Below are 23,590 nucleotides of genomic sequence, written 5' to 3'. Positions count from 1 at the left end.
TTGCTTGGTCATCAGACACCTCTTCATGGCGAGTATTCTCGCCTAAATCAGTGTCCGGGTTCATTAGACCACTACACTCCATGTTCGTTGACGCGCCTCGGAAACGACGGCTTTCCCTCCATCGCGTGAGGGCACGCTTCGCCACGGAGCGCCTCGATGAGTTGTTGGATAAGGAACTTGCACGCTGCGGCAACATTAACGCGATTAGAGAAGCAACGATTCTCAATCAACTGGCAGAGGAAATGGGACATTCCGACATCGCATCACTTCGACCATACCTCGAGTCGACACTGCGAGCGCGTTTGGCCCGGCAGCCATTCGAGGGACGTTAGTGCCTGTGGATAGAGAGCGTGCCGCATCCGGTTTGTAACGTCAAAAACTCTAGATTAACCGCGCAGTGACTGACAATTCCTCAATCTGCGCGTCGCATAACAGAACGTCAGCCAGCGCGAACCGGCCATTCGCGGAACCCTTCATGGGAGCGCCTCCAGTCATGAAATGCAAAAGGGCTTCGTGGCCGCCGGCGTCACCGTTTAGCAATCAACGATGGGGGCGTGCATCAACCGCAGCGAACGTCTTTACCGAATTCTGCAAACAGTCTTCCGCACCCATCGATATGCGTATGCAGCGACCGCCCCAATAGCAATGCGAATAAGCAGGGGCACGGGTACATCTCGATACGTGTCCGCTGAACTCAACAGTGGCCCCTCACGGGCAGGCCGTCCAAATGCGAACCTGAGCTTTCGACGCAGCCATGCTCGTCGTGCGGCGCGAGAGAACCCCCTCTCTGCGTCGCGTGGTGTATCCGCAACGATAATGAATTCGTCGCCATCAATGAAGCCCGTCACCTCGAAGCCGCAGCGGCACCGAGTGAGCCACGCGGTGTAACCACATGCGAATATCTCTGTAGCCACTGCATCTCCTTCCGAAGTCGCTACGTGGGTAATCTCGCAGAACACGCAGAACAGGTAATGGCCGAAAAGGCTTCGTGTGCCGCGAGCCGCAGCCTACTTTGGCCTCGTCACAAGACACTCTTTGACCTCAGGCCTATCCGCCCTTAACGAAGAACATCCACCGTAGTTTGCGCGCTAACATGTCCTGTACATCGCGGTCACCAAGCCCGACGCCCGGCTGGCAATGAACAAGTCGCTCAACGCAATGAGCGAATCCATCCAGCCGGTCGTCAATTGCCAACCAAGACTTCACCCGGTATCTGGCAACAAACCGGAGTACCTGTCCGCCGCGCGTCATCGACGAAAACCGGTCCACGCTCGTTCCAGCCGCATCGTATGTTGCGGCGATAACCCGCTCACGGAGTGATACCGAGGGCAATGCGTCCCGTGCTGGCTCAAATCCTATCGCCCCTACCCAGTCGGTTGACAGCACAATGCTGACGTCGGGGTACGGTCGAAGCATTTGTTCAAGAAGCGGTGCAAATTCAAATAGCTCCACCCCACGGGAGCTGGCTACGACGCCCTGCTCAGTAAGGTACGCATCAGACCGGTGCAGGGTGTTGTCGTAGTCAAGAAATAACAATCGGTCTCGTGTTGACATGACGGGCTTGGAGTTCAAGGCTCAGGGAGCATCGAGTAGTTCATGCGTTACGTCCCGGTATGACTCGACGTTGTTAATGCGGCACCAGGCGTCCCACACATAGTCGGCCTGAGGCGACACCCCCGGGCGGCCGCAAAGCAAATAACGACGACCGGAACGGGTAGTCCCAACCCGCGCCTCCAAATCAAGCTGCACGATGGCCGAACTCGCACGCCCGTCTCCATCGGCACGTTCCCCTGAAAAATGCAACTCCCCGAGTACCGTTTCAAGAATACGCCAATGGTGCAACTCAACTACGTGCTCCGCCTGAATAGGGCTAGGCTTCCATATGGGCACTCGATATTGTCCTAGTCGTTAAATCGATTTGGGGTTGCTGGCATGGAGCGAAGACGGTTCACCAACTTTTCGACGACCTCGGGCTCAACAATCGGCCACCCATGAGGCACCCCGACCTGAAAACGCTGATAACGCTCCGGCCACTTCCAAGTGTCGTCGAGCGCGAGCCAGTGTTCCACCTTGTGGTGGTCCACAAACCGCAGAATGCGGTCGAGTCTCGTAGCTTCAGCTCGTTCCAGCGCATCGGGATACAGGTCCACGGTGTCCCCTACGTACCGCGCGGCAAGGTCTCGCTCCCATTCCGACTGCCCTCGCAAGAAGGTCCGTGTCTGTGGCCTCTCATCCGCAAGCGCAATACGAATATGGGGATACGGAGCGAGAACCTCATGCAGCATTTGGAAGGCTGCCTGTAATGCTCGCTCGGAAGACGATGCCGAAGAGCCCTCGTTACTCGCGCCAGCGCAGTTCTGTTCGAAACGGCTGCTGAAAAATAGAAACAACACCGAATCCACGCCGTCACCTTTTCTGTATGTGCAGGAAGCATGGCGGATGTGGTCAAGGCAGGCCAGGAATAGTAAAGACGCCTTGTACCGCCGATAGCTTCCTTTTTGGAAGAAGAAACGCCATACGCACTGTCACCAAACAAGCCCGGAAGCTAAGTTGCCGACACCTGGTCCGAGTATCGACAAGTTTAGATAAATATAGGGGTGATGTAAACAGGGGTATCAAATATAAGGGTAACTAATTCGTGGTTGATGAAATTGGTGGTCGTGTAGGAACCTGCGTCGGCCATGGAAAAAGACACCGACGCGACCGTTTTACAGATTGCCCGCCGAATAGAGGAAATTCGGACACTGCGTGGCATCTCGCAGTGGGAGCTCGCGCAGCGCGCTCAGTATCAACGCACGTGGGTCAGCCGCACCGAAGGCGCGGGTGTCAGCTTTTCACTTGATACTTTGGACCGATATGCTGCCGCACTCGACGTTGACCCGTTGTCTCTTGTGACATCCGGCGCCCTCTTGCCTCGCAAGGCTGAAGACAAATCGACGTTGCGCGAGCGTTTGGCAATTAATGTCATCCGCCTTAGGGACGCGCAAAATCTTTCTCAGGAGTCCCTCTCGATAAATGCTCGCCTCGGCAGGCACTTCGTCTCGCAAGTGGAACGCGAAAACACTCGTTCGAGTATTCCTAACCTCCAAAAGCTGGCCGACGCGTTGGGCGTACCTCTATCTGAGCTTTTCAAGCAGGTCGACGCGGCGAGCGTCAACCTCAAAAATTCGCGCCGAACGAGAAGCAAGCGCATTAGGAAGTTGGACGTGAAAGCGGCTCAACCGGATGAGTAAAACTCACGGGGCAACTAGTCAGCAATTGATTCCATGTGCGGCGCAAACGAACACTTCTGCATCAATTCGTACAGTTGTCCAGGGTCTTCGGGTACCTCAAGGACGGGCCCCAAAATCACTCCACTGGCGTCAGCCTCATCAAATTTCGGCACAGTGGCCTGACGGTTCGATACCATCATCTTAAAAGCCTCAGCTTTCGCTGGCGCCTTTAGCGACGCTACGATTGCGTCTGACACGGTGGCAAATTGCATTCGTCGGTCAACAAGGATGCTCTTCTCTTGCCCGCCCTCGTCAACACCCACTCCGAAAGTAGCGCCACCAGTCAAAAGAAGGTTAAACACCGTATCCAGATGAACAAAATACGGCTCGCATCGCTGCTCCCCCTCTAATAGATAGGAGTTGGAGACCACGAGAGCTACAACCCGAGAAATCGTCGCACTAGACATCCTCCCGCACTCTGACAGCCACTTTTGGACAACCTCGGGGTTTGACTCGAGAAATCTCTTCTTTCGCAAGACCTGCTCAACCTTTCCTTCAAGTTCCTTCTTGACTAACCAAAACTCGAATGGCTCCGCAGGATGCGGCACCGCTCTGCACTCCAGAATGAAAAGTGTATCTTCCACGACAAAGGCACAGTCAACATCTCCCACATCTCGCCCATCATCCGTCTTCCCTTCAACTTGAAGACGGTGCTTCATAGGCTTGAATTCAATGGCCTGAGTCGGAAACAAGCTAATGCTTTTCAGGACCGTTGACACGACTTCTTCGTATCGATGTCCTTTTTCCGAAAACACCGCAGCCTTCCTCTTATCTAGCTTGGCCCACTCGGAGACCAAGCGCATAAGATGCGTAGCCTGAAACGGCCATCGAAGCAGAAAGAGCTCATCCCCAACGCTCAGAAGGGGTCGGCTCCAAAGAGTTTGGTGTTTTCCCCCATAGTTGAACGCGCTGACGATGGCTTCGGAAATGCTTGAATCAACGTTTAGCACTTGAACAAATCGGCTCACCAATTCTGCCCTAGACAGTCGAATTGGTTCGAGCCCCTCGGTCCGGCTCGCACCGTCGGCATACATCAACTCGATTTGATGACAAAGAAGTGCTAAGAGAAACCAAGCGTCGATGACCTCGCGAAAGGTAGCACCGTCAACCAAGGGATGAGGTTCATCTAGAAAGAATACGGCGTGAGACTCTATAAGCCCCATATACACAGCCGACAGTTCCACCGCCACCTTTTGGACAACGTCGTCCAAGTCGCGAATCTCCGCGACACTAAGCGCGAATCCCTCTTGCTGACGCTCCAGCTTTAGAACCCTACGAGCACTAACTTCTCTGACACTCAAGAGCTTGCTGCATTCCGCCACGTCTCGCGCCATGAGTCCATTGCGTCGCTGAATGTCTACGAGGGCCAAGCGAGCCAAAGGCGCGTGCCTCATATCCAATAGGTAGTCATTCGGCGGCATAGGATGCACCTGCGCATATGCTCCCGTCCAGACAACCGAATGCCATTGATAGCGAAGCGTCTCAATCAAACTTCCCAGGCGAATCGTGAATCCGATGGCACTCTCAAGGTCAACATTTCCGTCGCCTCCTTCGCCGAATCCACCTCCGTCAAATGCTTCGCGCAGTATGTGTCTCACGCCATCAAAGCTCGCCTCCATTACCTCCGGCGGAGTGAACCTATTCCCCGAGGCATCCGTGGCGGTTCTACTGGTTCGAAGCGATTCCATTGTTATGATGTCGCGTGACGCAAAGGAATCCCAGTGTTCGGAGAAAAGTCTCAACTGCTGTGACTCGAGAAACGCTGCAACAGTCCTTGCCACCTCTTCCAAAGAACAACGTCGCGTCTGAACACGAAGCTCGTTCAGCGTCGCAAAAATTCTGGACATGCGGCTTCCAACAAGCACACCCAACACACCTGCCGAATGGTCCTCAGGGGAACCGTCCGCCAACGCCAAATATCGCTCCCGAAAAACACGTTCGTCAAAACCAGGCTTCAAGGGGTCCGGAACAGTTCCTTGCTTTGCATTGAGGACCCGAAGGGCAGACAGGAATCGCATAGAGGATGTGTTTGAGATTATGTATTTCGTACGCGTCAGCATCACGCGCAGACTGAGTTATTTTCGGAACATACGAGACACATGCCGAGCTAAAGTGGGGAGCAGAAAAGGCCAAGGGAAGTGCGTTTGCAAACAGAATCACACCTCCCCACTCGCCTTTTGCAGCATCACCGCGTGCGATATTTCTGAGTCTCATTGTGGTACTTTTGCTCGCGGCGTACGAATGCTGCGACCCCACCTTCCATAATCGCCTGGATATCATGTCGCACGTATCGGTTCTCAACCGGCCCGACGTGCAGCACATCAAACTCCTCACCGGCGGCGCGCAGTTCCTTGCTGGACCTCACTGATAGCACGCCCGAGCGATTCTCAAGCGCAACAACTTGGTCGGCGTCACCCAAGACGGGGATATTTGCGTTATGCGAAACAACAATGAGCTGGCGGCTCCAACGACTCTGCCGAAGTTCCTTCACGACCAACCGCGATATCCACTCTGAGTCCAAGTCGTCTTCAGGCTGGTCCAAAATCAAAGGCTCTCGTCCATGATGGAGGACAAACGCGAGCATCGCTGCCGTCCGCTGCCCCGGAGAACCCTGAGTAATCGATTGCCAATCTGCGTCCCGCTCCGCAACCCCTCCTTCCTTGAGAAACTCCATCATCACAACATCGTCGGGCACTTGACTGGCCACCCGAAGTTTGACGGTCTCATCAAGTTTTTTTAGTCTTTCGACAAACTGAGGCCGTAGCTTGGCTTCACGCTGCAGCAATGTCATTTCGCCTGTTGCAAGTGCATCTCGCCAAATCTCCCACCTTTCGCTCAGACCTTCCGCAGCCCCTTCCCACAGCCACGCAGCAAGCGCCGGCACGTCATCAAGAAACGCATCGGCACGGAAGCCGGACATCTCTCTAACTACCTCCACCCAGGGCGCCGTATCAGCCAGAGCTATCACTCTAAAGCGAAGTCGCTCGCTTCGCGCCTGAACCTCATTGAGCAAATCTTGCCGTTCCGCTCTACGGTCAGCGACCAAGGCGAGAATGGCCTCCCACGCCTCGGCAACTCGCTGCCGAGCGGGTTCGATAGAGGGCTCCTTCTCCTCGAGCGTACGAATCGCTTCTCGGACCTTGCTCAGTTCGCCTTGAATTCGATTGAACTCTGAGGTTGATAGTCCTTGCTGCTCCAGCCCAAGTTTGTAAGCCTCGAAATCAGCACGGGCAGCCAAAACGTCCTGATACCAAGCCCCGGCCTGAACTGTGCCGCGTACCTTTTCGAAGATGGCGCCAGCCTTGGTGCCAATATCGTCCAATTGCTCAATCAGCAAAGCGACAATACCCTGAGCCTCGCGAAGGTGATGGGCGTACTCAACGGCGTAAGGCTCCTGGGCTGAAAGGTCGGATTTTTTTAGGGACCTTAAATCTTCGGACAGTTTTCTTACAGAGGTTAACGCTTGCTCCACCGACTTTTCATTCGCATTCCAGCCTTCAGCTTCATGTGTTCGAACATCAATTCGCGACAGTCGTTGTTTCACCTCTTCCGACGAAAATGCATCCACTTGCTTTTGTAGGGTCGTCTCCTGCTGCTTCAAGCCCGGAAGTTGGCCGAGGTCCCCCACTAGAAGGACATAGTTACGCACGGCTATCAGCCAGCCACTCCGCGCATCCTCTGAACGACGCCCGTAGCTGTCAACGCTGCGAGTGTCAGACCCGCTCAAGCCGACACTTGCATCGATGAGTGCAAGTAGGCTTCGAGATGAAAGGTATCGGTCGTTCTTATCTCCGGCGGCGCGCTCAAAAAGCTCCTTTTGGCTGATGACCGTAACGGGGTAACGTGTTGGAACTGGGAGACCTTCAACCTCTGTGACACTGCCCGATGCACGAGTCCACCGCGACTCCTGCAGCTCCTGTGACTCTTGCACCCTGTGAGAAGCGGTTAGCTCCGCGTGTGCAAATACTGTGTCGACAAATCCATCTGCCTCTGCCATCAATCTAGGGGGTAGCCCCTCCGAGCTGGAATATAGAGCTCGCAGCGCCGCGACCACTGAAGACTTGCCACTCCCGCGACCGCCGATGATGACGTTCAAGCTTGGATGAAAGGATAGCGATAGGGGCTCTGCAGAATTTGTCAGCTGCCCCGCGAGCCGAACCGAAGTTATCCAGGCATGCCTGACGATGTTGGGGTTCCGTTCCGGAAAACCTGCGAGGACAGGCGACCAATCGCAGAGAACTCGGGACTCGTGGTCAAGAAACGCTTGCCTAAGCCCCTCTATGCTCACGTTTCCCATTCGTATCCACGCAAACCGACTGCCGACTTCGTCCATCGAGTACGCGTCAGACATTGACAGAAAAGCCAAATCACGAAGACGAGGAAAATTATCAAGCTCTCTCCGCCGAAATCTGCTGTTGAACGCATCCCCGATGACGTCTGCACAATTGCCAGGGTCAACAGCGACTAAGCGCTCATGGTGCAGTGCTTTATATCGGAGGTCCCCTTGGACTGAGTCCCTTGACGCAATCCCATTGTCATTGAGAGCATGGGGAGCGACGGCCAAGTAGCCTTCGGGCAAATCGTCCAGTATCTGAATGAGTGTCTTTGAGGACGAACCAGGTTGCGAACGTAGACCGTTAGTACGATGAAACGGGGGATGCTCATCGCCAAATCCAAGGGCCCCGTATATTAGACGGTCAAAGTCCTGGCTGGTCTTGTCCAAATCGCCCAAGATTATCAGGTGAACGCCATCGGCCCCGGTGTGCGTGGTAATTTCACAGCCCGGGAACACGATGACACCATGGCGTGCTCCTGCAGCCTTTGCGGCGTCAATCCACTCACCAGTGTTGTGGTCTGCCAGTGCGATAATCTCAATCCCAGCATCACGTACGGCAGCCATGTAGTCATCGAGAAAGACCTGCCGACCCTCGGGGCTATCGATGTCGTACGCCGAATTCGCTGGAAAGCGAAAATTCCAGGCTGGCGTCGCAACTTGCAAGTCACACTTCCACCATTTTGTTTCACTCATGTCCCCATATCCCCCGAACCGTGGTATTTGTTCTCATGACGACGCACATGCTGCTAGTACGTTGCCTGTTCCCGAGACTTCATCAGCGTCAGCATAGCTGTTCGCGGATGTTAGGTGCGCTTCTGCTCCAACGACAGATGTTATCAATGTGTGATGGCGTAGAATACCAATTGGGCACCAGCAACTGATACTGGCCAGTGCGGCACGCGCCCCAGAGTATTGGCTGTCACGCAAATGCATTCCGTCGCGTCCGCCAGTTAACAGCCTTTGGCAACTTACAATGATTTATTCCAGAGCCACCTCGGCAGCCCGTAACGTTTTGGGCACAAAGCGGCCGATGTCAGAAAACCACGCGTTCTTCCAGTTCTATGTGGCCGACGGCAAGCTGTCGTGCCAGTTGTATCAGCGCAGCGCGGACATTTTCCTGGGCGTGCCGTTCAACATCGCGAGCTATGCGCTGCTCACGCACATGATGGCGCAGCAGACGGACCTCGACGTTGGCGATTTCATCTGGACCGGCGGCGATTGCCACATTTACAGCAATCACATCGAACAGGTCGAAACGCAACTGGCGCGTGCGCCGCTGCCCTTGCCGAAACTCGAGATCGCGCGCAAGCCCGACTCGATCTTCGACTACCGCTTTGAAGACTTCGCGATCGTCGGCTATGAATCGCACCCGCATATCAAGGCGCCGGTGGCCGTATGACGATCCTGACCCTGGTGGTGGCCCGCGCCGTCAACGGCGTGATCGGTCGCGACAATCAATTGCCGTGGCGTTTGCCGGAAGATCTCGCGCATTTCAAGCGGGTAACGATGGGCAAGCCGGTCGTCATGGGCCGCAAGACCTACGATTCGATCGGACGCCCGTTGCCGGGGCGCCGCAATATCGTGGTGTCGCGCAATCCCTGGCTGAAAATCGAAGGCTGTGAAGTGGCGGGTTCGCTCACGGATGCGCAACGCCTGTGCGTCGGCGCCGACGAGATTTGCCTCATCGGCGGCGCGCAGCTCTACGCCGAGGCGCTGCCCTGCGCGGACAAGCTGATCGTCACGGAAATCGCGAAGGCGTTCGAGGGCGATGCCTACTTCGCCACGCCGGATCCGGCGGTCTGGCAGGAAACTGCCCGGGAAACGCATCATTCGCCTGCGCCGAACGACTTCGACTTCGCGTACGTGACGTACGAACGTATCGGTTCGCCCGGCGAGTAATATCGGTTAGCGCCGTCGGCATCCACTGCACGAAACAAAAAAGAACTGCCCACATGGGGCACCACGCTACCTGTGACGAACGCCCGATTGCGGCCCAGTTCGCCAGTCCCATTTCAGCAACGATTTCATGGGATTGGCGAATCTGGCGCCAACCATCTGCCGTGCAGGGAAAGTCGTAGACTTACCCGCCCAGATACGCCTCCAGCACCCGAGGGTTACCCAGCAGATTCCGGCCCGTATCGTCGAGCACGATCTTGCCGTTTTCCAGCACGTAGCCGTGCTGCGCGATCTTCAGCGCCTGGCGCACGTTCTGCTCAACCAGAAAAATCGTCAGCCCTTCCGCGTTGATTTCCTTCAGCGTGCGGAAAATATCCTGCACGATGATCGGCGCGAGCCCCATCGACGGTTCGTCGAGCAACAGCAGGCGCGGTCGCGCCATCAGCGCGCGGCCGATGGCCAGCATTTGCTGTTCACCGCCCGACAGATTGCCGGCGAACTGGTCCAGACGTTCCGCCAGCCGCGGGAAACGCTGCAGCACGCGGTCGAGATCGGCTTTGATATTGCCGCGATCCTTGCGCGTGTAGGCACCCAGTTCCAGATTTTCGCGCACGGACATCGTGGTCAGCGTCGCACGCCCTTCCGCGACCTGCACGAGCCCGCGCTGCACGACCTGGTGCGGTGCAAGCCCGCCCACTTCCTCGCCTTCGAACTTGATCGATCCCTTCGCCTTCTTGATCAGTCCCGACAAGGCCAGCAGCGTCGTCGACTTGCCCGCGCCATTGGCGCCGACCAGCGACGTGATCTCGCCTTCCTTCAGTTTGAAATCGATGCCCTTGACGGCTTCGATATGCCCATAGGCCACTTCCAGGCCCGTGACTTCGAGCAGCGCGCTCATGCTTTCACCTCCGCGCCAGCGGCCTGATGTTCCTCGTCGTCGTCATCGCGCCCCAGATAGGCCTCGATCACTTGCGGGTTGTTCTTGATCTCGTCGGGCTTGCCCTCGGCAATGATGCGGCCGAAGTTCAATACCGCGATGCGCTCGCACAAGCCCATCACGAAGCGCATGTCGTGCTCGATCATGAAGATCGTGTAGCCGCGCGCCTTGATGTTCTCGATCTCGCTCATCAGATCGACCTTCTCGCCGGTGTTCATGCCCGCCACGGGTTCGTCGAGCAGCAGCAGCTTCGGTTCGGTCGCAAGCGCCCGCGCCAGTTCCAGCTTGCGCTGGTCGCCGTACGACAGATTGTCCGCAACGTCGCTCGCCTTGTGCTCGAGCTTCACCCACGACAGCAGCTCCAGCGCGCGCTCGCGCGAGCGCTTCTCGATCGAACGGAAGTTCGGCAGCGACAGCAGCAGTCCGGCGGGTCCGTAATGCATATGGCGATGCATCCCGACGACCACGTTTTCCAGCAACGTCATCTCCTTGAAGATGCGGATGTTCTGGAACGTGCGCGCAATCCCGCGTTGCGTGATCCGATGCGGCTTCTGGCCGACCAGCGAATCGCCGGCGAACGTCAGCTGACCTCCCGACGGCGCCAGCAGTCCGGTGATCAGGTTGAACACGGTCGTCTTGCCCGCGCCATTCGGCCCGATCAGGCCGAAGATGCAGCCCTGCGGCACTTCGATGTTCACGTCCTGCAATACATGCAGGCCGCCGAAGCTTTTGGAGATATTGGAAAGTTTCAGCATGCCGATCTCCTTACGCCTGTTTTGCCGGTTTGAACCAGCGGCGCATGCGCGCCGGGTCCCAGATGCCCTTCGGCAGGAACAGCACGATCAGCACGAGAATCAAGCCGTTGACCACAAGGCGGTAGGCTTGGAACGCGCGCAGCAGTTCCGGCAGGAGCGTCAGGATCGTGCTGCCCAGCACCGGGCCCGCAAGACCGTTGATACCGCCCAGAATCGCCATCGTCAGGATTTCCACGCCGCGATCGAAGCCAAATTCATTCGGCCCGATGAAGAACGTCAGGTGCGCATTGAGCGCGCCGGCAAGCCCCGCCAGCACGGCCCCGAGCACGAACGCCAGCATCTTGAACCCGGTGACGTTGATGCCCATCAGGCCCGCGGCCGTTTCGTCTTCCTTGATCGCTTCAAACGCACGCCCCACCTTCGAGCGGCGCAGGCGCCACAGCGCCAGCAGCGTGATGACGACCGCCGCCGCCACATGCCACCACTGCGTCAGTTGCGGAATGCCGTTCAGGCCCAGCGCGCCGCCGGTCAGGTCCTCGGTGTTGAGGATCAGCACGCGCACGACTTCGCCGAAGCCCAGGGTGGCCATGGCGAGGTACACCCCCGACAGCCGCAGCGTCGGCTTGCCGATGATGAACGCGATCAGCGCCGGGGCGGCCATGCCGCCGGCGAGCGAAACCGCAAACGGCGTTTCATAGCTCATCGTCAGGATCGCCGCCGTGTAGGCGCCGATGCCCATAAATGCGGCATTGGCCATGGCCAACATGCCGCACGACAGCGTCAGGTAGATCGAGAGCGCCAGCAGGGCGTTGGTGCCCAGCGTCAGCACCAGATTGCTGTAGACCGCCCAGAAATTTGCAAACCAGTCCATTGCGGTCCCCTTATGCCTTGCGCTCGAGCACTTTGCCGAACAAGCCCTGCGGACGTACCAGCAGGATCAGGAACAGCAGGCCGAAGGCCACCGCGTCGCGCATGTTCGAGCCGATGTACGCCACCGACAGCACTTCCGCAAAACCGAGGAACAGGCCGCCGAGCATGGCGCCGCGAATATCGCCCATGCCGCCGAGAATGATGACGGCGATGCCCTTGTGCAGCATCGGCTGCCCCATCAGCGGGAACACGGCGTTCGAGTACAGGCCGATCAGCACGCCGGCCATGCCGCCCAGCGCCGCTGCCGCGAACGACGTCATCAGGAACAGGCCTTCGACATTGATACCGAGCAGGTACGCAGCCTTCGGCGATTCGGCAATGGCCCGCAGCGCGCGGCCCAGCTGCGTCTTCTTGATGGTCGTCATGAGCACGGCCATCAGCGCGAACGACAGGAAGATGATGCCCAGTTCAAGCGAGGTCATGTGCACGCCGGCGATCGTCACCAACGAACTGCTGACGGTTCCGAACGGAAAGCGCATGTTCTCCGCGCCGACGTAGCCCTGCATGCCGTTGTTGATCAGGATGGCGACGCCGATCGTCGCGATCATCGGAATCAGGTGGGGCGCGTTACGCTTGCGCAGGGGCCCCAGTACCAGCACGTCGATCAGCAGACCGGCGAACCCGGAGATCACGACCGCCGCGATCAGTGCGGCCCACAACGGCAGATTGAATTTCGCCACGGCCGCAAGCGCAGCATACGCGCCGACCATGAAGACCGCGCCGTGGGAGAGATTGATAACGCCGAGAATGCCGAACACGAGTGTGAACCCGAGGGCGAACAAGGCGTATACGCACCCGAGGGAGAGCGCATTGACGAGTTGTTGTTCCAGCATGGTGTTTTTCCAGCCTGAGGGGGACGACGGCGAGGCAGTAGATGCCTGTCCGTCTTAAACGCCGAAGGGCGTAGGACTTGTGGCCCTACGCCCATGCGGACTTACCCGGTAGGGTGTCGTTTACTTCTCGATGACGTACTTGTTGTCCTTCGTCACGCTGACAATCGGGGCTTGCCTGGCGTCGTAGCCTGCCGGCTTGCCATTCTTGCCCATGGCCTGACGGAAGGCGAACGCACCGGTGGCGCCGTCGTGCGTTACCTTCGGCAGCGCATCGCGCAACGCCTTGCGGTCGGCATCGAGGTTGCCCGAAAGCTTCACGCTCTTCAGCGCGGCCACGGCAATGTACATCGCGTCATAAGATTGCGCGGCGAACTGGTCCGGGGCCACCGAGTACTTCGCCTTGTAGGCGGCGATGAACTTGGTGTTGGCCGGCGTGGCGTTCTCGATCGACCACGGGCTGCCGACCCACAGGCCGTCCGAGCTACCCTTGGCCAGATCGAACACCTTGACCGAGTTCATGCCGTTGCCGCCGATGAACGGCGTCTTGATACCCAGTTGACGGGCCTGCACCATGATCGGCGCGCCTTCGGCGATCAGCGCCGACAGGACGATCGCGTCCGGGTTCGTCGCCTTGATCTTGGTCAATTGCGCCTTGAAGTCCACGTCACCCTTGGCGAACGTTTCGGTCGTCGTGACCGGGATCTTCAAGTCGTCCAGTGCCTTCTTGAAGTTGTCGTAGCCGCTCTTGGTGAAGACGTCGTCGTTGCCGTACAGCACGGCGACTTTCTTGATGCCCGTCTTCTTCGCTGCGATCTTGATGGTTTCCGGCAGCACGTCGGCTTCCGTCACCGAGTTACGGAACACAAAGTCGCCAATCGACGTGATGCCGTCGGCCGTGTTCGACGTGCCGAAGGCGACCGTCTTGCCGGCTTGCGCGATCGGGTCGGCCGCTTGCGCCGAGTTCGACAGGGTCGGGCCGAACACCATCAGCACCTTGTCCTGGAAAATCAGTTTCTTGAAGACGTTGATGGCTTCTTCCTTCTTGCCTTGTTCGTCTTCGATTTGCAGTACGAGCTTGTTGCCGTTGACACCGCCGGCAGCGTTGATCTCGTCCGCGGCCAGCTGGAAGCCGTTCTTGATGGCCGCGCCATATTGCGCCGCGCCGCCCGACAGGGCTTCGGCCACGCCGATCTTCAGATCCGCCGCGCTGGCCGCCGCCACCATACCCGTGGCAGCCAGCGCCACCAGCAGCTTGTTCATGGTGCTCTTCATGTGTTCCCTTCCTCCGAAATCCAGTCTCTAGTTATGGAAAGGCGCGCCGCGTATGTGACCTGGCGCGCCCCTTGCCCAAACTACGTAACCCCGTTCTTAAGCCTTGGCTTAAGAAAACTCCTAAGGATAACGCAGAAATCGCAAGATTTGGGCAATTGCACAGCACATGCACTGCCGTGATGCACGATCCCGACGCAGATATCGCGCATTCGGCGTTTTTTGCAGCATCAATGACCGGCGATGGTCATTTCCTCGACCAGGATGGAGCCGACTTCCTTGGTCCCACGGACCAGCGTATCCGCGCCCACGGCCACGATCTGACGGAACATGTCGTTCAAGTTGCCTGCCAGCGTGATTTCTTCGACCGGATACTGAATTTCGCCGTTCTCGACCCAGAAGCCCGCCGCGCCGCGCGAATAATCGCCGGTCACGTAATTGACGCCCTGCCCCATCAGTTCGGTCACCAACAGCCCCGTGCCAAGCTTCCCGAGCATGGCGCGGAAGTCGTCCGTCGGCAGCGTGTCGCGGCTGAACAGCCGCAGATTGTGCGAGCCGCCGGCGTTGCCGGTCGTCTTCATGCCGAGCTTGCGCGCCGAATAGGTCGACAGGAAATAGCCTTCGACGACGCCGTCCTTCACCACGTCGCGGCTGCGCGTCTGGACGCCCTCCTCGTCGTACGGCGCGCTGCCCATGGCACGCGGCACGTGCGGATCCTCATGGATCCCGATGTGCGGCGCGAACACCTGCTTGCCCAGACTGTCCACGAGGAACGTGGCCTTGCGGTACAGCGCTCCGCCGGAGACCCCCTGCACGAATGCGCCGAGCAGGCCGGCGGCCAGCGGCGCCTCGAACAGCACACGGCACTTGCGCGTGGAGAGCTTGCGCGAATGCAGACGCGCAAGCGCCCGTTCGGCAGCGTAACGGCCAACCGCCTCGGGCTGCGACAGGTCATCGGCCGCACGTTTGGACGAATACCAATCGTCGCGCTGCATGCCGCTGCCGGAACCGGCGATCGGCGAGACAGACAGGAAATGGCGCGAATACGGGTAGCCCGACAGGAACCCGCGCGTGGTGCCAAGCAGGAACTGCGAGTGCTGCGCGGAGACGCCCGCACCTTCGGAATTGCGGATCAGCGGGCTCGTTTCGAGCGCGGCGTGTTCGCAGCGGCGCGCCAGTTCCACCGCATCGTCGGCGGTGATGTCCCACGGATGAAACAGCGACAGGTCCAGCGGGTTCATTTCCAGCAGATCGGCTTCGGCCAGACCGGCGCAGTCATCTTCCGCCGTGAAGCGCGCAATGTTGTAGGCCGCGTCGACCGTGTCGAAAAGTGCCTTCTTCGAGAAATCCGACGTGCTGGCGTTACCGCGGCGCTGGCCGATGAAGACCGTGACACCGACCAGCTTGTCGCGGTTGCGCTCGATCGTTTCGATCTTGCCGCGCCGCACCGAGACGGACAGGCCGTCGCCCTCGGAGATTTCCGCGGCAGCGTCGGTCGCGCCGAGCGAACGGGCGTATTGCAGCACGTCGCTGACGATTTCCTTGAGTTGGTCCTGGGTATGCGTGAAATGCGGGTTCGCAGAAGACATCGGCGCGGTAGGCGAGAGGCGTTGAGGAACCGCCATCTTAGCGCGTCTTGACGGCCGTTGTGCGGCGGGCATCCGAACTATTTGCGCGTCTGGTCTTGCACTGCCATGGCAGGCCTGCCGATACCTTGCCGGCGGGCGCTCGCGTTACAATAGCACCCATGACGCACATTTACCGCTATAACCGCATCGCTCACAGCGAACTTCCCGATCCGAACGAGCCGCCGAGCAAGTCGCAGCGCAAACGCGACATGCTGGCCCTGCAGGATCTGGGGGAAGAACTCGTCGGCCTGTCGAAGGAAGGCCTGGCGCGCATGCCGCTGCCCGAAAAGCTCGCGGACGCCTGCAAGGATTGCCAACGCATCAAGGCCCACGAAGGCCGCCGCCGCCAAATGCAGTATGTCGGCAAGGTCATGCGCTCCCTGCATGAAACCGAAGTCGATGCGATCCGCGCCGCGCTCGACATCATCAAGGGCGTGTCGAAAGCCGAGACGGCAAAGCTCCACGCGCTCGAGCGCTGGCGCGAACGCCTGCTCGCCAAGGATGAAGCGCTGACGGAACTGCTGGCACAGTATCCGGACCTCGACGCGCAGCACGTGCGTACGCTGATCCGCAACGCACGACGCGAGCAGGAACAGCAAAAACCGCCCAAGGCGTTTCGCGAATTGTTCCAGATGCTCAAGGACTTGATGGGTACCGGCGCCGCCGCATCGTCCACCGAAGTTTCGGAGGAAGACGACAACCTGCCGGAATTTCCGCAACGCGAGGACGACGCATGATCACCCGCAGCCATCCCGATGAACTGCGTGTCGGTCTCGTGTCGATCAGCGACCGCGCGAGCCGGGGCACCTATGACGACCAGGGCATCCCCGCGCTCCAGGCGTGGCTGGGCGCCGCCCTGCAATCCCCCTGGGTGGCCGAAACGCGCCTGATCCCCGACGACGCCGACGGCATTGCCGCAACGCTCATCGCGCTGGTCGACCAGGCCGGCTGCGATCTCGTGCTCACGACCGGCGGCACGGGCCCCGCGCGCCGCGACGTTACCCCGGAAGCCACGCTGCGCGTGGGCACCAAGGAAATGCCCGGATTTGGCGAGCAGATGCGCCAGATCAGCCTGCGCTTCGTGCCGACCGCAATCCTCTCGCGTCAGGTCGCGGTGATCCGCGAGGCGCCCGCGCACGCGGCGCTGATCATCAATCTGCCCGGCCAGCCCAAGTCGATCAAGGAAACACTCGAAGGCTTGCGCGATGCCGATGGCCATTCCGTGGTGCCGGGCATTTTTGCGGCAGTGCCCTACTGCATCGACCTGATCGGCGGGCCGTACATCGAGACGAACGACGCCGTGTGCCGCGCGTTCCGTCCGAAGAGTGCCCAGCGCCCGAACAAAGCCGGCGCGTGAGTTACGGCGTGGCCGGCACAGCCGTCTTGAGGAAGTTGGCGCGGTAGTACACCAGTTCGTCGATCGACTCGTGAATGTCGGCCAGCGCCGTGTGCGCACCGCGCTTCGTGAAACCCTTGTAGACGGCCGGCTCCCAGCGGCGGCACAGTTCCTTGAGCGTGCTGACGTCCAGGTTGCGGTAATGGAAGAACGCCTCCAGACCCGGCATGTAACGCGCCATGAAGCGGCGGTCCTGGCAAATCGAGTTGCCGCACATGGGCGACTTGTTCGGCGGCACATACTGCGACAGGAACTCGATCAGTTGCGCTTCGGCCGAAGCCTCGTCGACGAGCGACGCCTTCACGCGGTCGATCAGGCCCGAGCGACCGTGGGTGGACTTGTTCCAGTCGTCCATGCCGTCGAGGATGGCGTCCGATTGATGGATCGCGAAGACGGGACCTTCGACGCGGCGCGTCAAGGCCGAATCGGTGACGACAACCGCAACTTCGATAATGCGGTCGCTGTCGGGCTGCAGGCCGGTCATCTCCATGTCGAGCCAGACCAGATTGAATTCATGGCGGCCCAAGGGGGCGGGCTCAGCGGGGGCGGGGGCGGGGGCGGGGGCGGCGTCAGTCGAAATGTCGGACATGGGGCAATCAATAGAAAGAATCTATAATTCTCGCATACTTCGGATTTTCCATAAGCGCATGCTCACCTACCTTTTCGTGGTTTTCCTGTTGGCGATGGTGCTGACCAAGCTGTGGCTCGCCTCGCGCCAGATCCGGCACGTGGTGGGCCATCGCGCCGCGGTCCCCGCCCGTTTTGCCGAAACGATCGCGTTGACCGATCATCAGCGCGCCGCCGACTACACGGTCGCGCGCACCAAGCTCAGCATGGCCGAGACGCTCGCGCAAGCCGTGCTGCTGGTCGCCCTCACCCTGATGGGCGGTCTCCATCTGCTGCACCTGGGCATCACGCAATGGCTGGGCGAAGGTTATGTCGGCCAGATCGCCCTCATCGGCGCGGTCCTGGTGATTTCCGGCCTGGTCGACCTGCCGTTCACGTACATCCGCCAGTTCGTCATCGAACAACGTTTCGGATTCAACCGGATGTCATTCGGGCTTTTCCTCGCCGACATGCTCAAGGGCGTGGCCGTCGGGGTCGTGCTCGGCCTGCCGCTGCTGTTCGTCGTCCTGTGGCTGATGAACCGCGCGGGGCCGCTGTGGTGGCTGTATGCGTGGGCCGTCTGGGTGGCCTTCAATCTCTTTGTCCTGGTGCTGTATCCGACGGTCATCGCCCCGCTGTTCAACAAGTTCGAACCGCTCAAGGATGCGTCGCTGGCGGCGCGCATCGAGGGTCTGATGAAGCGTTGCGGCTTCGCGGCGAAGGGCTTGTTCGTGATGGACGGCAGCCGCCGTTCGGCGCACGGCAACGCCTACTTCACCGGCTTCGGCGCCGCCAAGCGGATTGTCTTCTTCGACACGCTGATCGAACGCCTGTCGCCGGCCGAAATCGAAGCGGTGCTGGCCCATGAACTCGGTCATTTCAAGCATCGACACGTCACCAAACGCATCGTCGTGACATTCGCGCTGAGCCTCGCGTTCCTCGCGCTGCTCGGCTGGCTGGCTGGCCGGACATGGTTCTATATTGACCTCGGCGTGCTGCCTTCGATGACCGGCAGCAACAATGCGCTCGCGCTGGTACTGTTCTTCCTCGTGCTGCCCGTGTTCGGTTTCTTCGCGAGCCCGATCGGCAGCCTGACGTCGCGCAAGCATGAATTCGAAGCCGATGCCTTTGCTGCCGGCCAGACGCAGGCGACGGACCTCGTCAACGCGCTCGTCAAGCTGTATCAGGACAACGCGTCAACGCTCACGCCCGACCCCGTCTACACGGCCTTCTACTACTCGCATCCGCCCGCCTCGCAGCGTATCGACCGTCTGCTGGGGCACGTATGAAGCGATTGAACAAGCGCGGCGAACGCGCCGGCGCACAAGGCGCTTCGGGCGCCGCATCGGCCGCCGGCCATTTTCGCGGGCGCGTCGCCGCCGCGCATGGCCGGCATTATGTCGTGGAGTCGGATGGCCAGACAGTGCTGTGCTTTCCGCGTGGAAAACGCAGCGAGATCGCGGTCGGCGACGAAGTCGCCTGGGCGCGCGCGGGCAGCGATCAGGGCGTGATCGAGGAGATCCTGCCCCGCCGCAACCTGCTGTACCGTTCGGATCAGTTCAAGAGCAAGCTGTTTGCGGCCAACATCGACCAGTTGCTGATCACCCTGGCGACGGAACCTTACTTCAGCGAAGACCTGCTCGGCCGTGCATTGGTCGCAGCCGAAGCACACGGACTCAAGCCGCTCGTTGTGCTCAACAAGACAGACGTGACCGCCGGCCTGCCGGCAGCGCGGGAGCGGCTCGCGCCCTACCGCGCGCTCGGCTACGAAGTGCTGGAGATGTCGATCCGGCAATCACCCGACGATGCACGCGCACAGTTGCTGCCGCATCTGGCGCACAAGGCGACCTTGTTGCTGGGCCAGTCGGGGATGGGAAAATCGACGCTTGTGAACCTGCTGGTGCCCAACGCCGATGCGGCGACGCGGGAAATCTCGACCGTCCTGAACTCCGGCAAGCACACGACGACCTTTACCCGGATGTTCCATCTGCCCGAGGGCGGCCTGCTGATCGACTCACCCGGATTTCAGGAATTCGGCCTGCATCATTTGAAGGAAGGGGCGCTCGAGCGCGCGTTCCCGGAATTCCGGCCGTTGCTGACCGGCTGCCGTTTCTACAACTGCCACCACCTGAAGGAACCGGGATGCGCGGTGCTGACCGCGCTCGCGCAAGGGCGCATCGCGCCGCAACGCCACACCCTCTACGCGCAACTGGTGCATGAGTCGGAGCAGGAAGCACCAAGATGATCCGCCTGGTACGCGCCCCGAATCTCTGGATTGGCAGCCACTGGCGAAATCTGTTGGAGGCCGAGGGGATCGCGTGCCAGTTGCACAACTTCTACTCGTTGGGCGCGGCGGGAGAACTCCCGCCCGATCAATGCGGACCGGAACTCTGGCTGATGGACGCCCGCGACAGGGCCCGTGCCGAAGCCGTTATCGCCCAGGCCCAGCGGCCCGCCGCACGCGGGCCGCGCTGGCGATGCGCGTCGTGCGGCGAATGGCTCGAACCGCAGTTCGATCGGTGCTGGCAATGCGGCGCTGCCGCACCGGACCGGAACTAGCTCAACCGAGCCAGACGGCCAACGTCAGCATCAGCAACAGCAACATCCACAGCAGCACGGCCCGCCAGACGAGGCCGACCGCCGCTTGCAGGGTGCGCGGTGTGCAATCGCTGCCGACCGGCAGCACGGCGTCGTCGCCAATGTTGAGCGCATCGACGCTCGACGGCTCCGCCAACGGCCCGGTCAAACGCGCGCCCAGCGCGCCGCTGCCGGCGGCCAGCAGAATCCCTTCGTTTTCGTTTGGCCATTGCTTGGCGTAGTTGCGCCAGGCGTAGACGGCGTCCTCGAAGTTGCCGACGATCGCGAAGCCGATCGCCGTGAGCCGCGCCGGCACCCAGTCGATCACATAGAACGCGCGCTTGGCAAACAGGCCGAAGGCGACGCTGCGGTCAGGCGCATCTTCGTTCCATTTGCGCGACAGGTACTCCGAAATGCGGTACAGCACCGCACCTGCCGGGCCGACCGGCATGAGAAACCAGAAGAAGACGCCGAATACGTGGCGATGCGAAGCGATGACGGCATGCAACAGCGTGTGGCGAACCACCTCGTCAACCGGCATGTCGACGGTATCGATGCCGATCCATTGACGCAGGATTTCACGCGCCTCGTTGGGATTGTCCTTGTTGAGGGCGACGTGGATGTCCGTGAAGTAATGACTGAACTGGCGGAACCCGAGCGTGAGGTAGACGATGACCACGTTCCAGGCGAAGCCCAGCACGAAGTTCACCTTCATCAGCAGGAAGTACACCACGCCGACGAGCAGTACGAACGGCACGACGACCGCGAGCCACGCCAGCACGCCATGCTTGTGCCGGCCTGCATCGAACGTGCGCGCGATGTGCGCAGCGTGCGACCGGACCAGGTTATAGACCGGGTTATGGGTGGACAGCGCGCGCACCTGTTCCAGGATCAGCGCAAGGAGTACCGAGAAAAATGTCATGCGTGCGATCGGGTCACAGGACAGAATGTCATAACGATAGCACAGCTTCACGCAGATGCCCGCCTGGTGCGACTTTGCGGGCAATCCGCCAGCCCTTTACGCCAACCGCCGCCCAGGGCGTGTCACCGCCCCTAAGCGCGCAACAAACGGTAGAAATTGCGCAGCATCCCGGCGGTTGCCCCCCAGATGAAGTACTCGCCGCCCGCCGGGCGCGGATACGGCATCGCATAGAAACGCCGCTCGCCGACCAGGTAATTGAACACGCGGATCTGGTGGTGGGCGGGGTTCATCAGAAAATCGAGCGGGACTTCGAAAATTTCGGCGACTTCATGCGTGTCGGCGACCAGATCGAAGGGCGGCCTGACCAGACCGACAACCGGCGCCACGCGAAAGCCGGTGCCGGTGACATAGTCGGGCATGCTGCCGATGACTTCGACGGCGTCCGCATCGAGCCCGATCTCCTCGCGCGATTCACGCAAGGCGGTCGCGACCGGCGTCGTATCCTCGGGCTCGCTGCTGCCGCCGGGGAAGCTGACCTGCCCCGCATGATTCGTCAGGTGCTGCGTGCGCCGCGTGAGCAAGACCGTCATGCCATGCGGGCGCATGACGATCGGCACGAGCACCGCCGCCGCTCGCGGGGAAAACGGCAGCTTCGGTACAATTTCCGGCGCCCCGGCTTCGGGTGTCCAGACAGGCGGATGCGCGAGGCGGTCGCGCAGGGCTTGTGCAGTCAACCGCGCGGCCGGCACCGACGGCTCGCCTTCGCCCGTGGAGACGATCGGCAAAGCTTCCGGGTGCAGGATGAGCGGTGGGGCCACGGGGCGATAAGAAATGAGGATGTCGTTATTTTACTCGCGGTACGTCAACTTCGTCGCCAAAGAAAAAAGCACCCGAAGGTGCTTTTCTCTCGCATGACCGATCGGATGCGCGATCGGCCACGCCGCATCAAGGCAAAACCGCTTACTTTGCAGCAGCCGGCTTGCTCTTGAACTCGAGCTTTTCCTTGATACGTGCCGACTTGCCCGAGCGCTCGCGCAGGTAGTAGAGCTTGGCACGGCGCACATCGCCACGACGCTTGACTTCGATGCTGGCGATCAGCGGCGAGTACGTCTGGAACGTACGCTCAACGCCTTCACCCGACGAAATCTTGCGGACGATGAACGACGAGTTCAGGCCGCGGTTACGCTTGGCGATCACGACGCCTTCGTAAGCCTGGACACGCTTGCGGGTGCCTTCAACCACGTTCACGCTGACAATCACCGTGTCGCCCGGGGCGAATGCGGGGATCGTCTTGTTCGCGCTCAGACGCGCGATTTCTTCCTTTTCGATCTGTTCGATCAGGTTCATTTACCACTCCTTGTGCCATCGTATCGGCGTTATGTACCGGGTTGTACCGGTCCCGACAGAGGATGGTGTCAATCAAGCACCGCCAACGGCGGCGCCACGTTTGCCCGCCAGCCCGCTTACGCTGGCTTGGCCAGGCTTGTCAGCCATGCCTCATCGGCACGACTGAGCAATCCGTTCTGGCGCGCCGCCTCGATCAGGTCGGGGCGCTTGCGCCAGGTATTGGTCAACGCCTCGCGGCGCCGCCATTTTTCGATCTCGGCATGATGGCCGCCCAACAAGACATCGGGCACCCGCATGCCTTCGTATTCCTCAGGCCGCGTATAGTGCGGGCAATCGAGCAGACCGTTGACGAAACTGTCCTGCTCGGCCGACTGCACATCGTTCAACACGCCCGGCAATTGCCGGATCAGCGAGTCCATCAACGCCATCGCGGGCAATTCGCCTCCCGACAGCACGAAGTCGCCGACACTGATTTCCTCGTCGACGCAACGATCGACCAGACGCTGGTCGATCGCTTCGTAGCGACCGCACAGGATCACCAGGCCCTGCGCCTGCTCGCGCAGTTCCACAACGCGGCGATGCGTGAGCGGCTTGCCTTGCGGCGACATCATCAGCACGCGCGGTTTCGCTACCCCCGCCTCGGCCTGTGCCGCCCGGGCGGCGCCGATGGCGTCTTCGAGCGGCTTGGCCAGCATCACCATGCCGGGACCGCCGCCGTAGGGGCGATCGTCGACAGTGCGGTAGTTGTCGTGCGTGAAATCGCGAGGATTCCAGGTACGCAACGCATATCGCGACTGCTTCAGCGCCCGGCTGGTCACCCCCCAGTCGGTCAGCGCCCGAAACATCTCGGGAAAGAGGGTGACGACATCAAACTGCATCGAGCCGT

Annotated in this window: 22 protein-coding genes and 1 pseudogene; 8 read left to right on the top strand and 15 right to left on the bottom strand. The window is 60.1% G+C overall.

The features are described 5' to 3' along the window. Positions 1-1,047: 1,047 nt before the first annotated feature. Both PTE30175_RS18405 and PTE30175_RS18395 read right to left on the bottom strand, forming a co-directional pair. Positions 1,048-1,554 (bottom strand): HAD domain-containing protein, encoded by a 507-nt coding sequence (locus PTE30175_RS18405; protein ID WP_150698508.1) that lies wholly within the window; start codon positions 1,552-1,554, stop codon positions 1,048-1,050. 347 nt (positions 1,555-1,901) lie between these two features. Then, positions 1,902-2,402, bottom strand: a complete 501-nt coding sequence (locus tag PTE30175_RS18395) for an HAD domain-containing protein (protein ID WP_150698506.1) — start codon at positions 2,400-2,402, stop codon at positions 1,902-1,904. A 279-nt stretch (positions 2,403-2,681) separates the two neighbouring features. On the opposite strand from PTE30175_RS18395, the gene PTE30175_RS18390 reads away from it, so the two are divergent. After that, a complete protein-coding gene (locus tag PTE30175_RS18390) occupies positions 2,682-3,233 on the top strand; it encodes a helix-turn-helix domain-containing protein (protein ID WP_150698505.1) in 552 nt (183 codons plus the stop codon). 14 nt (positions 3,234-3,247) lie between these two features. Here the strand turns inward: PTE30175_RS18390 and PTE30175_RS18385 are convergent, their stop codons facing one another. Together PTE30175_RS18385 and PTE30175_RS18380 are read right to left on the bottom strand one after the other, a co-directional pair. Continuing rightward, positions 3,248-5,119: a hypothetical protein gene (locus PTE30175_RS18385; RefSeq protein WP_150698504.1), complete on the bottom strand. Its 1,872-nt coding sequence runs from the start codon at positions 5,117-5,119 to the stop codon at positions 3,248-3,250. A gap of 338 nt (positions 5,120-5,457) precedes the next feature. After that, positions 5,458-8,301 (bottom strand): TrlF family AAA-like ATPase, encoded by a 2,844-nt coding sequence (locus tag PTE30175_RS18380; protein WP_150698503.1) that lies wholly within the window; start codon positions 8,299-8,301, stop codon positions 5,458-5,460. A 349-nt stretch (positions 8,302-8,650) separates the two neighbouring features. On the opposite strand from PTE30175_RS18380, the pseudogene thyA reads away from it, so the two are divergent. Together thyA and PTE30175_RS18370 are read left to right on the top strand one after the other, a co-directional pair. Then, positions 8,651-9,007 (top strand): annotated as a pseudogene (gene thyA, locus PTE30175_RS18375) (thymidylate synthase); the annotation flags it as partial. Further along, positions 9,004-9,507, top strand: coding sequence for a dihydrofolate reductase (locus PTE30175_RS18370; RefSeq protein ID WP_150698502.1), 504 nt, complete (start codon positions 9,004-9,006; stop codon positions 9,505-9,507). The pseudogene thyA and the gene PTE30175_RS18370, both read left to right, overlap by 4 nt. Positions 9,508-9,688: 181 nt before the next feature. Here PTE30175_RS18370 and PTE30175_RS18365 read toward each other — a convergent pair whose 3' ends face one another. From PTE30175_RS18365 to pmbA, 6 genes are all read right to left on the bottom strand, one after another. Next, positions 9,689-10,402: an ABC transporter ATP-binding protein gene (locus tag PTE30175_RS18365; RefSeq protein WP_150698501.1), complete on the bottom strand. Its 714-nt coding sequence runs from the start codon at positions 10,400-10,402 to the stop codon at positions 9,689-9,691. After that, complete coding sequence (locus PTE30175_RS18360) at positions 10,399-11,196, bottom strand: ABC transporter ATP-binding protein (RefSeq protein WP_150698500.1); 798 nt, start codon at positions 11,194-11,196, stop codon at positions 10,399-10,401. Before PTE30175_RS18360 ends, PTE30175_RS18365 begins: the two co-directional genes overlap by 4 nt. A 10-nt stretch (positions 11,197-11,206) precedes the next feature. Further along, positions 11,207-12,067, bottom strand: coding sequence for a branched-chain amino acid ABC transporter permease (locus PTE30175_RS18355; protein ID WP_150698499.1), 861 nt, complete (start codon positions 12,065-12,067; stop codon positions 11,207-11,209). Positions 12,068-12,077: 10 nt separating this feature from the next. Then, the gene (locus PTE30175_RS18350; protein ID WP_150698498.1) at positions 12,078-12,959 is read right to left on the bottom strand and encodes a branched-chain amino acid ABC transporter permease; all 882 of its coding nucleotides are present in this window, start codon (positions 12,957-12,959) and stop codon (positions 12,078-12,080) included. A 120-nt stretch (positions 12,960-13,079) separates the two neighbouring features. Continuing rightward, positions 13,080-14,231: an ABC transporter substrate-binding protein gene (locus PTE30175_RS18345; RefSeq protein ID WP_150698497.1), complete on the bottom strand. Its 1,152-nt coding sequence runs from the start codon at positions 14,229-14,231 to the stop codon at positions 13,080-13,082. A gap of 227 nt (positions 14,232-14,458) precedes the next feature. Then, positions 14,459-15,817 (bottom strand): metalloprotease PmbA, encoded by a 1,359-nt coding sequence (pmbA, locus tag PTE30175_RS18340; RefSeq protein WP_150698526.1) that lies wholly within the window; start codon positions 15,815-15,817, stop codon positions 14,459-14,461. Positions 15,818-15,975: 158 nt separating this feature from the next. Between pmbA and yjgA the strand changes: the two genes are divergently transcribed. Beyond that, the gene (gene yjgA, locus PTE30175_RS18335; RefSeq protein WP_150698496.1) at positions 15,976-16,593 is read left to right on the top strand and encodes a ribosome biogenesis factor YjgA; all 618 of its coding nucleotides are present in this window, start codon (positions 15,976-15,978) and stop codon (positions 16,591-16,593) included. Next, complete coding sequence (gene mog / locus PTE30175_RS18330; RefSeq protein ID WP_150698495.1) at positions 16,590-17,213, top strand: molybdopterin adenylyltransferase; 624 nt, start codon at positions 16,590-16,592, stop codon at positions 17,211-17,213. Before yjgA ends, mog begins: the two co-directional genes overlap by 4 nt. A 1-nt stretch (position 17,214) precedes the next feature. Here mog and orn read toward each other — a convergent pair whose 3' ends face one another. Then, on the bottom strand, positions 17,215-17,841 hold the full coding sequence (orn, locus tag PTE30175_RS18325; RefSeq protein ID WP_191629130.1) for an oligoribonuclease: 627 nt from the start codon (positions 17,839-17,841) through the stop codon (positions 17,215-17,217). Positions 17,842-17,899: 58 nt separating this feature from the next. Between orn and PTE30175_RS18320 the strand changes: the two genes are divergently transcribed. The 3 genes from PTE30175_RS18320 to PTE30175_RS18310 are packed head-to-tail and all read left to right on the top strand — an operon-like array spanning position 17,900 to position 20,417. Further along, entirely contained in the window at positions 17,900-19,147 is a 1,248-nt protein-coding gene (locus PTE30175_RS18320; RefSeq protein WP_150698494.1) for a M48 family metallopeptidase, read from the top strand. After that, entirely contained in the window at positions 19,144-20,103 is a 960-nt protein-coding gene (gene rsgA / locus PTE30175_RS18315) for a ribosome small subunit-dependent GTPase A (protein WP_150698493.1), read from the top strand. Before PTE30175_RS18320 ends, rsgA begins: the two co-directional genes overlap by 4 nt. Further along, positions 20,100-20,417 carry a putative signal transducing protein gene (locus PTE30175_RS18310; protein ID WP_191629129.1) on the top strand — a complete coding sequence of 106 codons (318 nt, stop codon included), beginning with the start codon at positions 20,100-20,102 and terminating at the stop codon, positions 20,415-20,417. Before rsgA ends, PTE30175_RS18310 begins: the two co-directional genes overlap by 4 nt. Position 20,418: 1 nt before the next feature. On the opposite strand, the gene PTE30175_RS18305 is transcribed toward PTE30175_RS18310, so the two are convergent. The 4 genes from PTE30175_RS18305 to trmD all read right to left on the bottom strand — a co-directional run bounded on the left by PTE30175_RS18305 (position 20,419) and on the right by trmD (position 23,582). Beyond that, positions 20,419-21,357 carry a CobD/CbiB family protein gene (locus PTE30175_RS18305; protein WP_150698523.1) on the bottom strand — a complete coding sequence of 313 codons (939 nt, stop codon included), beginning with the start codon at positions 21,355-21,357 and terminating at the stop codon, positions 20,419-20,421. A gap of 131 nt (positions 21,358-21,488) precedes the next feature. Beyond that, positions 21,489-22,175, bottom strand: a complete 687-nt coding sequence (locus PTE30175_RS18300) for a CoA pyrophosphatase (RefSeq protein ID WP_224788849.1) — start codon at positions 22,173-22,175, stop codon at positions 21,489-21,491. 142 nt (positions 22,176-22,317) lie between these two features. Further along, a complete protein-coding gene (rplS, locus tag PTE30175_RS18295) occupies positions 22,318-22,704 on the bottom strand; it encodes a 50S ribosomal protein L19 (protein ID WP_150698492.1) in 387 nt (128 codons plus the stop codon). A gap of 116 nt (positions 22,705-22,820) precedes the next feature. Continuing rightward, the gene (trmD, locus tag PTE30175_RS18290; protein WP_150698491.1) at positions 22,821-23,582 is read right to left on the bottom strand and encodes a tRNA (guanosine(37)-N1)-methyltransferase TrmD; all 762 of its coding nucleotides are present in this window, start codon (positions 23,580-23,582) and stop codon (positions 22,821-22,823) included. Between the last annotated feature and the right edge of the window lie 8 nt (positions 23,583-23,590).

This window comes from Pandoraea terrae (assembly GCF_902459695.1).
Classification (GTDB): domain Bacteria; phylum Pseudomonadota; class Gammaproteobacteria; order Burkholderiales; family Burkholderiaceae; genus Pandoraea; species Pandoraea terrae.
The sequence above is the reverse complement of the archived record's forward strand: the minus strand, read 5'-3'. Positions and strand labels throughout refer to the sequence as shown.